Here is a 13,161-nt window from a genome sequence, read left to right on the forward strand (position 1 = left end):
GCACCTTACCGCGCTGTGCCGTGGTGAAGGTCAGGCGATCAATCCAACCTTGTTCCGATAGCGAAAATCCAGTACCAGCGATATGCCCCTCGGAGGAATAGGCGACTTTGCATGTCTCCCGCTAGATCAGTGCGCGCGCGATGCTGTCGATACCAATTTGTTCGGCATGGCTAATCGCTGCAATTTGCCCAGAGAAGCCAGTATATGGATGATGACCGGTGATCTGCAGATCTACGATCCTGGTATCGAATGACACGAAGAGATCCGCATCGATCATCCGCCCATCAATGGCCGCAAAGCTCACCTGCAGAGCCAAGTCCCGGCCCGGATCGCGGATCTGGATATGTCCATCCTGGATCGATATCGCACCATCAGGTGCGTCGCCGGTGACATGGATATCGGCCGCCATCAATCCGTCGCCATCGCCGGTAAACAGACCGACATTCGCGACATCGTCATTGATATCGGCAACCGAGCCAAGCACGCCATTGTCACCGAGCAGGAAGAAATATCCCGAATTCTGCGTCGCAAACCCGATCATCGCCTGGAAAGCAGGGTCACCCACCCCGGCAAATCGACCGACAATCACGCCGGGATCGACATTCTCGACCGCAATCGTGATCGGGTAAGGCACTGATAGCGGACCGAAAAACCCCACATCATCCGTTGGCAGAACGGCCGTGCCGCCCAACGGCAGAAGACCATTGATTGCCGTCAGGATCGGCCCATCGCCAAAGAGAAGCGGGACCGCATCCAATGACAAAATGTCGGTCGCGGCGGAATGGATATAGGCTTCGACCGACAATCTGGGCAGCGCATCTTCCGGGCGTTCCGGCAAATCGATGTCATCGTCCGGATCCGGGCTGGGAACGGATGACAAGATCTGAATGGTCGCCGTGCTGCTGTTCCCGTCATCATCCTGGATGATGTATTGAACCGGGCTTGGCTGATCGACGAAATCAGGATCACGGGTGAACGTGACCTCACCGGTTGCGGGATCGAACGTGTAGGTGCCCTCCCCCGGGACTACCAGAGGATCGCCGGGATTGGCCGTTCCGACGAATTGGAAGGTGGCAGGCACCACGGCGTCGCCCGCGGTGTCATTGGCCAGAACGTTCAGCGTCACCGGAACGGTCAGATCGTCTTGCGTGATCGAATCGTCCGCCGCGATCGGCGCATAATCCACGTCGACCGTCGCCGGTGCCAGCAATGTCGAATTTCCCTCGGCATCCTCGGCGATATACTGGATCGGATCTGGATCGAGCGTGAAGCCGGGCTCAGGCGTGAAGGTGATCGCGCCGGTGGAGCGGTTGATGCTCCAGGTGCCCTGCCCCGCCACCACAAGCGGATCGCCCGGATTGGCCGTGCCAACGATCTGCACGGTGCCCGTGCGGATCTCGTCGCCGGTCGTATCATTGGCCAGAATGTCGATAGTAACCGGGCCGGGCGGCTGATTGGACGCCAGATCATCGGTCGAGACCGGGACGTAATCCGCGAGCACCGCAACCGGACCGGAACGGACACCATCGTCATCCTCGATCGTGTAGGTAATCGGGGTTGGATCGCCGAAGAAACCCGCCTCCGGCGCAAAGGTAATCGACCCATCGCCTGTATTGACCGTCCATATGCCCTCACCGGGCACGCTTACCGATGTGGCCGGACCACCCGGCGTCACAATCCGCACGGTGGACGGCACCACGGTATCGCCGCCATTGTCGTTGGCCACGACGTCGATCCTAACCGGTGACACGTTCGTCGCCGGATCGCTAATGTCGGATTGCGGCCTGGGGTTGGGGTCAATCGTGATGGTGACATCTGCGGTGGAGGTATCGCCCGACCCGTCCGTGATCGCGTAGGTAACGGTATCCACCGAACCGGTATAGCCGGTCACCGGTGTGAAGACGAGCGTGGCCACTTCGGCGGGTGTCAGGACGGTGCCGGGGCTGGTGATGTTCTGCACATTCCCGAGCGCGTCGGTATAGCTGAGCTGACCTTGCGTCGCCGCATTCGGCAGCGTCTGGATCTCTACCTGTGCGAGGCCGTCGCCCACATCGTCATTGTCGAGAATGCTCAATGGGGTCGCGACATTCTCTTCGACCTGAACGCTGTCGTCCGCGGCATCCGGCGCGGGATCAATGCTGACGATGATCTGCGCGGTCGCGGAGTCACCGGTTGCATCGGTGACCGTGTAGGTGATCGGAGAAACCGGCCCGTCGTAGTTCGGCGCCGCCTCGAATTCGAGTGTTGCAGCTTCGGCCTCGCTCAACTGAACACCATCCGGAACCGCGGTGCGTGTGCCTCCGGGGCCACCGGCCAGATAGAACAATGTGCCTTGCGCCGCGGGTGGCAACGCGAAGGACACTGTTGATGGGCCGTCACCCAGATCGGTGTCATTGGCAAGCGGGTTCAGCGGGGCCGATCCATCCTCGGGCACCGTCAGCGTGTCATTCACCAGATCCGGCGTCGGATTGATGTTCAATGTCAGATTGGCCGTTCCGGTATCCCCATTCGCATCCGTGACCGTATAGGCGAAAGGTCCGAAAGAGCCGTTGGCATTCGGTGCGGGTGTGAAGGTGAGGTTGGCGGCCTCGGTCGTGCTGATCGCCACACCCGCGCTCACGGGCGTCACAACGCCCGCATCCGACAGGTAGGTCAGTGTCCCTTGCGTGGTGGGATCAGGCAGCGTGCCGAAGGTCACCGTCGAAGGGCCGTCCCCCAGATCGTCATTGCCCACGATCGAGAAGGTTTGCGGCGTGTCTTCGGTGACCGCAACGATATCGTCGGCAGGGTCCGGAACCGCGTCTACCGTGATGTTGATATTCACGGTCTGTGTATCGCCGTTGCCATCGGTTACGGTATAGGGGATCGGGTCGACCGCACCGTTGAAATTCGCCGCGGGGGTAAAGACCAGCGTTTCAAGCTGCTGCTGTGTCAGCCCGGACGGCGTTGCACCGTCACCGATATCAATGCGACTGCCTGGGTCCCCTGGCGTTGTTTCATAGGAGAGAACACCCTGAGCCGCCAACGGGCCGGTGATCGCAAAACTGGGAACACCGTCACCAAAATCGACGTCATTGGCGAGCGGATTAACGGGGATCGATGTGTCTTCTTTGGCAGAGAACACATCCGGCACCAGATCGGGGGTCGGATTGATTGTCAGCGTCAGCGTCGAGCTATCGCTGTCGCCATTCGTGTCGGCAACGGTGTAGTTAATGACCGGGACTACACCATCGAAATTCGGGATGGGCGTGAAACGCGCCGTCGCGGCCTCGGCGGGTGTGAGGGGCGTGCCAGATGGCACAGCAACCCGCGCTCCGGTACTGTCGATATAGCTCAGTGTGCCAATAGTGCCGGGATCTGGCAGGTTCGTGAAGGTCACACTGGCCGGGCCATCCCCGGCATCGTCATTGGCCAGCACGTTGACATCGGCGAAGCCGTCCTCGTTCAAGGCCGCCGTGTCAGGGACAGCATCCGGAACGGCATCCACGGTGATATTCACGTCGGCAATATCGGTCTCCTGGATCCCGTTTCCGTCAGCCATATCAATCAGCGTGTATTGGAACGTGGCGACGGTCCCGCTGAAATTGGCAACGGGACGAAACTCGAGCGAACCGATATCGGCGGGATTGGTCAAAACGTCCGATGTGGTGATTGCGCGTCCCAACGTGGTGCTGAAGACCACGCCTTCGGTCGATGGATCGGGCAGCGAGGTAAATTGAATGCTCTGCAGGCCGGTGCCGTTGTCATCGTTGGCGTTGACCGGAATCGCGATATTGGTGTCTTCATCCGTGGTGTAATTGTCGTCGACAGCCTCGGGCACCGGGTCGATGGTCAGCTGGATCGTGGCTGTATCCGATGTTCCGCCCCCGGCGGGTGACGCAGTTGCGGTATAGACCAGATCATCGACATCGCCCGTAAAGCCGGTTGCTGGCGTGAAGCGCAATGTGGCGAACTCATCAACGCTGATCGGTGTGCCAGCGGCGATGGGCGTCATCGCACCGGTCGCGTCATCGCGGTAGCTGTAGACCCCTTGGGAGCTCGGCGGAACGGCAGCGAATGTGATCGTGGAATCCGGATCTCCAATCAGGTCATTGTCGACTGGCTCGATCTCAATCGGTGTATCTTCCTTGCCGATCAGCGCGTCATTCTCAACATCGGTTCCTGCTGCGACGAAGATGTTGGCGGTGGTCATTGCGGTGTCGCCATCCGCATCGGTCGCGGTATAGGTAATCTGGCTAACATCGCCGAAAAAGCCCGCATCCGGGTCGAACTGCAGCGTTCGCATCTGCGTCTCGGTCAGACCCGAGGTTGTTGCATTCGCGGGCAATGTAACCCGGTTTCCGGGCGTGACTTCGTAGGTGACCACCCCCTCTGCGCTATCGGGTGTCGTGATCGAGAAGGTCGAAGGCGCATTCCCGAAATCCTGGTCGTTCAGCAGCACGTCGATCCCGATGGTCTCGTCCGCCTCCGCTGTGAAGACATCTGGGTTCAGATCCGGCGTACCGTCGACGGTGATGTTGATGCTGGCCGTGCCGCTGTCGCCATTGGTGTCGGTCAGCGTGTATTGCACCGGTGCGACCGGTCCAAAGAAATCATTGGCGGGCGTGAAGACCAGCGTTGCCGCCTCGGCCGGGGTCAAAGAGGCGCCCGCGACGACCTGAACCACATTGCCCACGGAATTGGTATATGTCAGTGCGCCCTGTGCGGCAGGCGGCAGATTGTCGAAGCTGACGCTGGCCGGTCCGTTGCCAGTGTCATCCGGCCCGTTTCCATTATCGGCAAAGATATCGATCGCGACGGGCGTATCCTCAAGCGTGGTGATTTCGTCATTCTCGGGGTCCGGGACGGCATCGACCTCGACATTCACGTTTGCGCTGTCTTCATCCCCATCGGCATCGATCAGCGTGTAGGTGAATTGATCAACCGATCCGTTGAAATCGGAGGCTGGCGTGAAGGTCAGGAACAAAGCCTGCGTGTTCGAAATCACGTCACCGGCGCCCACGGTGACGGTCGCACCGGTCGCCGGATCGCGATAGGTGATCGTACCCTGCGTTATCGGCGGCACGGTATCGAACCGCAGGGTGGTGGTTCCCGTCCCGCCCGTATCGTTATCGATGATCGTCAGCGGCAGAGGCGTGTCTTCGTCGGTGCTAAAGGCATCATCAATGGCATCCGGGGCGGCGTCGATTGTGATCGTTGCCGTGGCCGAAGCGGTGTCGCCATCGGCGTCGGTCACCGTATATTCGATCGGATTGACCGGACCTTGATAATCGGGCGTCGGCGTGAAGGTGAGCGTCGAAATCTCTGCCGGGGTCAGGCCCGAAGGTGGCGAGGCCGGATTGACGGTCACCTGCATGCCGGAACTGTTGGTATAGGTCAGCGTGCCCTGGGCCGCCGTGGGCACGGAATCCAGTGTGATGGTGGCAGGCCCGTCCCCGAGATCGTCATTGGCAGCGACATTCACCAAGACGCTGCCATCCTCTTCGACCACATAGACATCGTCTTGCGGCTCGGGGATGCCATCAATGGTGATGGTGACACTGGTGCTGTCCTGATCGCCATCGCTGTCTGTTACTGTGTAGGCAAAGGGCGAAACGGCGCCGGCAAAATCGGGTGCCGGCCGGAATGCCAGTGTGGCCACCTCGCCCGGTGTCAGGGTCGTGCCGGGGGTAATCGGAACCCGCGCACCGCTGCCATTGGTATAGATCAAGGTGCCCTCGGCCGCGGCCGGGACAGTATCAATTGTCACTGATTGCAGCCCAGATCCCAGATCATCGTTGCTCAGGATCGGCAGCGCCAATTCGGTGTCCTCGGTCCCGGCATAGACGTCGGCGACGACATCCGGCACAGCATCGATGGTGATGTTCAGGCTGGCCGTACCCGTATCCCCGTCCACGTCGGTGACGGTGTAGGTCACGGGATCGACCGCGCCGTTGAAACCGGCTGCGGGTGTAAAGATGATCGAACTTGCCTCGGCCTGTGTCAGCGGCGTGCCTTGCGGAACGGGCACAACAGAACCGGAACTGTTGGTGTAGGTCAGCACCCCTTGCGCAGCGGGCGGCAGGGCATCGATGGTGAAGGTTGCCGGGCCATCGCCTACATCATCGTTCCCCGTGATATCGACCGGAAGTGGCGTGTCTTCCTCACCGCTCAGCGTATCGTTCACCGGGTCCGGCAAGCCATCGACGGTGATGTTGATGACTGCGGAATCCGTGTTCCCGCCCGGATCACTGATGGTGTAATTGATCGGATCAACCGGGCCGTTGAACCCCGTTGTCGGCACAAAGCGCAGCGAGCCGAATTCGGCGCGGGTCAGCGTCGTTGGGCCCGTGATCGTCTGCGTCGCACCAGCGGCATCGATATAGGTCAGCGTGCCTTGGGCTGCTGACGGGATCGAGGTGACGGCCGCGGTGGCATTGGGCCCGCCCGGATCATCGTTTGAGAGCGGGTTCAACGCCACGGGCGTATCTTCCGGCGTGGTCACATTGTCATCCATCGCATCCACGGCGGCCAGCACACTTAAATCGACATTCGCCGTATCGGTATCGCCATCCGCATCGGTGGCGGTGTAGCTGAAGGTTGGGATCGGCCCAAAGACACCGGTTTGCGAGGTGAAGGCGACCGTGCGCATCTCGGCTTCGCTCAACGGTGTTCCAGCCACCACATTGGTCGCCAGCCCGGTTGCGTCATCAGTATAGGTCAGCATGCCATCGCCGGGCGCGGGAACGGTATCGAAGGTGAAGGTCGCGGGGCCGTTGCCGAAATCGCTGTCGTTATCCAACAGGTTCAACTGCGTCTCGATGGCTTCCTGCACGTCCTGCGCATCCGATGCCACATCCGGTACGGCGTCCACCGTGATATCCACATTGGCGGTATCGGTATCCCCGTCCGTGTCCGTCAGCGTGTAATCGAAAGTTGTGACAGAGCCGGAGAAATCAGCGGCGGGCCGGAAGAACAACGTGGCAATCGCGCCAGGTGGCAGATCGACGCCCGCCGGAACTGCTACCTCTGCGCCTGTTCGCCCATCGATAAGGAACAGCGTCCCTTGAGAACTAGGAGGCAATGTATTGAACGTGGCTGCGGCAATGCCCGAGCCCGTATCATCATTCGCCAGAATAGTGATCGGAATATCGGTGTCTTCGTTGGTGGTGAAGCTATCGTCGCCCGCATCGGGTGCCGCATCGATTGTGAAGCTGGCGCTGGCCGACGATGTGTCGCCGTCATTATCGGTCACGGTATAGGCAAGCGGATTCACCGGCCCGTCAAAATTCGGAGCAGGCGTTAGGACAAGGCTGGCAGCCTCCGTCACGCTCAGACCGGATGGGGGATTGTTGGGATCGATCGTCACGGTCCCGCCGCCATCTGCCGTATAGGTCAGCGTTGCCTGGCTGGTCGGCGGCACACTCGTCAACGCATAGGTGAACGGCGGTTCGCCCCCATCGTCATTGGCGGTGATGTCAATCGGGGTCGGTGTGTCTTCCGGGATCGTAAAGACATCATCGGACGCCTCGGGATCGCCATCGATTGTGATATTTACTGTCGCAGGGTCGGTATCGCCATTGGTGGCCTCAAGCGTGTAGTTGAACGGATCAACTGTACCGAAAAAGTCCGTTGCCGGGCGGAAGAACAAGGTCGCGACCTGCGCAGGGGTCAATGCCGCCCCAGCGGTGACTGCGACGGGCGTGCCGCTGCCATCGTCAATGAACAAGGCGCCCTGCCCCGCGGGCGGCAGCGAGGTAAAGGTCACGGTGTCAACGCCGGTGCCCGGATCGTCATTGCCCAGAATATCCATCGGAAGATCGGTGTCTTCGTCACCCAGAAACGTGTCGTCAACGGCCTCGATATCCGCCTCGACGGTCACAACGATCTGGGCGGTGTCCACAGCGCCGTTAGGCGCCCGGACGCCATAGGTCACCGGCGTGGTGACGCCGGCAAAGTTGGCCTCGGGAATGAACCGGATGATCTGATTGCCGCCCGCGTCATTGGTCAGGATGTATTGCCCCTCATTCGGCACAATGATCGAGCCGGTCGGGTTGCCCATATCATCCAGCAGCGTCAGCGTATTGGGAGAGCCAGGACCGCCAGGGCGCACGTTCGGGGGTATCGAGTCGTTGTCCAACACATCGATATCGACAGAGACGCCCTGCGGCGTTGTCGCGGCATCGTCGGACAATACCGTCGCATCCCGGAAATCCAGATCTGCCAGAAGCGGGGATGAATTGTCCGCACGCGCATCGACATCATCGTCGCTATCTGCAAGCCCGAACCCGCCAAATGCACCGCCCGCCCCACCGGTATCCCCGGTGACGTTGCTGTCATTGACATCAAACCCGTCATTCGGAGTGCCGTTTTCGAAGACATCCAGCAGGCCATCGCCATCGGCATCCCCGCCGGATGCACTGGTCGGGCCACCATCGCCGCGTTCGGCCACATCGTCGATCCCATCATTGTCGGAATCCGCATCGATGATATCGTCGGTCCCATCGCCATCGCTGTCGACGGGATTCAACCCCCCGGCATAATTGTCGTCCAGACCGTCGCCATTGGCATCGATCATCGCCGCCCCCGTACCGGAGGGCGCGATGTAGCCCGCGCTCGTCTGGGCCTCGACATTGTCGGTGATGCCGTCATTGTCGCTATCGATATCAAGGTGATCGGCGACGCCGTCAGTGTCAGAATCTACTGTAGTTTCAACGTCGAATTCGAAAAACTGATCATTGACGGTCACGTGCCCTTCCGGCGTTGTCTCGGCATCGTAGACATACATCCGAATGGTGTAGTTGGTGTTCGGATCCAGGCGGGCCTCATCAATTGTGGGGAACTGACCATTGAACGAACCGCTTGTCCCGGATTGGAACTGGAAACCCGATACCAGTGTCTCCGCTGTCGCGAAATTGTCGCTCGATACGAAATAGGCCACCTTGTAGTCGCCCCGGTTCGAACCGCCCACATCCTGCGCGGTAAACGAATGGAAGAGATTTCGGATGATAACCGTTTCGTCCCCGGTGGTGAGCGGGAAATCCACGTAATCTTCTGCCGCGATGGCCCCGGCAAGCGTATCCTCATCGGCGCCGGACAGGTCATATTCGAACTGCGACGTTTCATCTCCGCTTGGGTCGCCCGTCAGCTGCGTCAAGCCCGACCCGACAACGGAATTACCAGCCGATGCGATCGCGTCAGCCAGCGGCACCTCTCCGCCCCCGAAATCCTGGAATGTGGCCTGCTCCGAGTTTCCGCCGCTTTCATTGTGGGTCCAAAGAAGTTGGCCGCTGACACTTTTGCGCTCGAACCCTTCATCGGTGTCGAGCACACCATCATTGTCGTCATCGATATCGATACGATCTATGACGCCATCCCCATCGCTATCCCTATCGACCCGGTCGTCGCGATAATCGAGATCCTGCAGATCGGGCGCGGCGTTCGACCCGTCGGCATCCGTATCATTGTCGGTATCGCCGAGGTTGAAGGAGGTGAAGCTTCCCGAACTGCCTCCGGTATCACCCAAGATGTTGCTGTCATTGACGTCATAGCCGTCATTGCGGCTGCCGCCCTCGAAGACATCGAGCAGGCCATCGCCATCGGCATCCCCGCCAGAGGCCACCGTCGGGCCCGTGTCGCCGCGCTCGGCGACATCGGCAATGCCGTCCCAATCGGAATCCTGATCCAGATAATCCGCGATCCCATCCCCGTCCGTATCGACGGGTGTCAGCCCGTTCGGACCATAATTGTCGTCCAGACCATCATTGTTGGCATCGATCATCGCGGCGGATTGACCCGAGGGGGCGATATACCCCTGTGTTGTCTGCGCCTCGACATTATCGGTGATCCCGTCATTGTCACTGTCGAGATCCTTTGAATCGTCTACGCCGTCGCCGTCGCTGTCAAAGCTCAGCAGCGCGATATTGATCGGCGAACGCGGATCGCCATCCACCTGCATCGTCACGGTCGAGACCGGATTCGTCGTTCGGATTGACCACGTTCCCTGGCCGGACACGACCGAGCTGTTGCTGCCAAACACGATCCGATCTCCCGTGTTCGACTGGATGTTCAATTGTCCATCGGGATCATCGACTATAAAGCCGCCCGCCGCATCGAGAATGACCTGATCACCTCCGGAGTTGAAGAAGCCGCCAATCGTCTGGTGCCCGCTGAACTGAACGATGGAATCCTGGTCAAAATCCAACCTGTATTCCGCGCCGTTCAGCGCATTTCCGTTCGACCTGGGGCTCCCGTCTCGCAAGTCCAGATCACCGCGATCATTGCCAGCATTGCTTCCGTTGCTTGTTCGCACCAGCGTGCCATCCACCGATACAGAATTCGCGCCAAAGGTGACGGACTGGCCGGTGAAATTCACCGAGGAGAAGTCGATCGGCGCCACGCTGAATGCTGCGGCATCTTCCACCGTATCCAGGATGCCGTCATTGTCGTCGTCGATGTCGATGCGATCGACAATGCCGTCGCCATCCGTGTCGACATCCACAAAGTTATCGCGGTAGTCAAAATCTTGCACCATCGGGTCCGCATTTGACCCATCATCTTCGGTGTCGTTATCAGTGTCGCCGAAGGTAAAGCTGGTGAAATCACCGTCCGTGCCGCCGTCGTCCCCGGCAACATTGCTGTCGTTGACGTCAAAGCCATCACTGACGCTGCCATCTTCGAACACGTCGAGCAGACCATCGCCATCGGTGTCCCCACCCGACGCACTGGTGGGCCCGCCATCGCCTCGTTCAACCACATCATCTATGCCATCATCATCGGAATCCGCGTCGCGAAAATCCGCGGTGCCGTCGCCATCGGTGTCCACCGCCGTAAGGCCACCGGCATAATTGTCGTCCAGCCCGTCATTATTGGCATCGATCATCGCGCCCGATTGACCCGAAGGGGCAATGTAGTCCCGCGTGGTCTGCGCCTCGACATTGTCGGTGATGCCATCATTGTCGGCATCGATATCGCGGGAATCGACGCGGCCATCGCTATCGGTATCCTGCATCACATCATACTCGATCAACGTGAAGCCAACCGTCGCCGTTGCATTGTTGGCGGGATCACTTTTGCCCGAGCGCACGACAAGTTGGTCGATCAGAACAGGTATGTCGATCCGGCCACGGTTGCTATCGACACTGGTGCCGCCACTGGTCGCGTTCCCGATCAACGTGTCGTTTCCAGACACCACAACACCATTGTCGATCGGCGTTAAATTCCCAGCCGATAGAGGGACCTCGACACCGTTTAGAAACGCCGTGAATTCAACGGTGTCCGAAAAATTCAACCCCCCGACAACCGCCGAGAAGTTTTCAACCGGGTCAGGAAAATCAAAGGTATAGACGGCTGCTTCCGCTGGGAACGCATCGACTTCGCGCGGTTGCGCAAAAATGAAATCACCCACTGCGCCATCGTTTTGGATCTGGATACCGCCCGACCATTGCGGATCATCGCTCGGATTTCCGCCGGTATCGAGGCTCGCGGAAAAATTCAGGGTGCCGCCAAACAAGCCTGGCAGCGACGCCGTGCCGGTGCTTCCGCCTGTCACCAGATTTGTGTTCGTCGCAAAGCCCGGCGAGTTTAGTGGGCCCGCATCTGCAACTGACAATGTCTCCGCTGTGTCGAGCAGGCCATCATTGTCGTCATCGATATCGATTGCATCGACGACACCGTCATCATCGGTATCAAGGGCCGTTCGGGTTTCAACAGCAAACTGCCAGCCATCCGCCGCATTGCTGGTTCGGTTGGGATGTTCTGACAGCACAAATGACAAACGCTCAATCGGTTCACCGTTGGTTGACACGAACCGAATGGTTCCATCGGCAGAGCCGCCGCCTGCCCCGTCAAGACGTTCATCCGTGGTGCTGCCGTCTGAGGTTGAGACGTCGTTGTCGCGAAACGCAAGGCCGGTTCCCGCATCCGCATCGACGAAGTTCGCGCCCGACAGCACCTCGACCAGAATACCGGGCGGCGGCGTGTAATTCAGAACGAATTGATCAACAGAGTTGACATGCAGGTAGACCGTGTCGACAGCTGTGCCTTCAAAATCCAGGGTCCACGTATCCGGCATTCTCCGGATGTCATTGGAATCTTGAAAAACGTTCGTATCGGCCAATTCCGTCGTGCCAGCCTGAAGGAAGGTGAAATTCGCGTTGTCGATGCGCTGGGTCTCAGCCTGTGGCGAAACGGTGTTCGGTGAAATTCGGTTGGCGAAGGTGCTTGTGACTTCGACGCCGGACGGGGTCGTGCCGTCCAGGATCCGGTTGTTCCCGGTCGTCGCGAAGATCACCTGTTCAGCAACCGGTTGCCCCAGCGTACCGCCCCAATTCACCGCCTCCAGGCTTTGCCCGTCAATGTCGCCGATCCACGCCTCAAGCACCCAGTCTCCGCCCTGATCTGCGGCGCCCGTTGTGTCATCGGATGCGGCGATATCCGCACCCGTCGCGTCAGCAAGGGCGGCCATCGCATCGCCATCGGCACCGAAATCACATCCATAGACAAAAATGTCAGCGCTGCCGCCCAGCGCTGCGCCAATCACCGCAAGGCTATCGGCATGGATGGTTTGGATGCTGCTTTCCGTCAGGGCCGTATTGCCGAGGAAAAGCATGCCTGCATCACCATGGGACAGGATATGTACCGCATCGATATCGCTTTGCCCCGACAGGATCTGTGCCATCTGATCGACGCCGTCCTGGTCCGCCGACAACAAATGCACCTGTGCGCCCGCCGGGATAGAGGCCAAAAGCTCCGCTGGGTTTTCGACGCTCGGATCCAGAAAAACGACGTCATTGCTGTCGTCCGGTGCCGCGCTGAGCGCGACCTCCAGTGCCTGTTCCGGGGCGGCGTTGTCTTGCGGTTGTGGCGGCGGGGCGTCATCGACATGAACCTCTGCCGTCTCCAGAAGATCTGCCGCCATCGCGCCATCAAAGACAATGCGCGGCTCAAGCGCTAGAAAGTCGGTTTCGTCAGTTTCAAAACGCGTATCTGGTGACGTGCTCATGTCGTCTGTCCCATCTACTACTGTTGTGGTCTTCGCCGTCTGTCGCGCCGGTCACATCTGATTCGCCAACGACGAGATGTTAAGAAGTTGCTAAGCTCCAAAAGAATTAGACCTGCATTTCTTTAGTCTTTTCAAGCGGACGGGCCGCGAGGTCGGCAATTGAGCGCTTTTTGTACGAT

Annotated in this window: 1 protein-coding gene; it reads right to left on the reverse strand. The window is 59.5% G+C overall.

Going from position 1 to position 13,161, the window contains the following annotated elements; genetic code table 11:
* Window positions 1-121: 121 nt before the first annotated feature.
* The gene (locus V8J82_RS02000) at window positions 122-12,982 is read right to left on the reverse strand and encodes an Ig-like domain-containing protein (RefSeq protein ID WP_339971612.1); all 12,861 of its coding nucleotides are present in this window, start codon (window positions 12,980-12,982) and stop codon (window positions 122-124) included.
* Window positions 12,983-13,161 lie beyond the last annotated feature (179 nt).

It is taken from the genome of Gymnodinialimonas mytili (genome assembly GCF_037544085.1).
In the GTDB taxonomy this organism is placed as follows: domain Bacteria; phylum Pseudomonadota; class Alphaproteobacteria; order Rhodobacterales; family Rhodobacteraceae; genus Gymnodinialimonas; species Gymnodinialimonas mytili.

What these genes read in the sequence shown, in the direction of transcription:
- V8J82_RS02000 (WP_339971612.1), bottom strand. Translation starts at nt 12,982, where the DNA reads ATGAGCACGTCACCAGATACGCGTTTTGAAACTGACGAAACCGACTTT.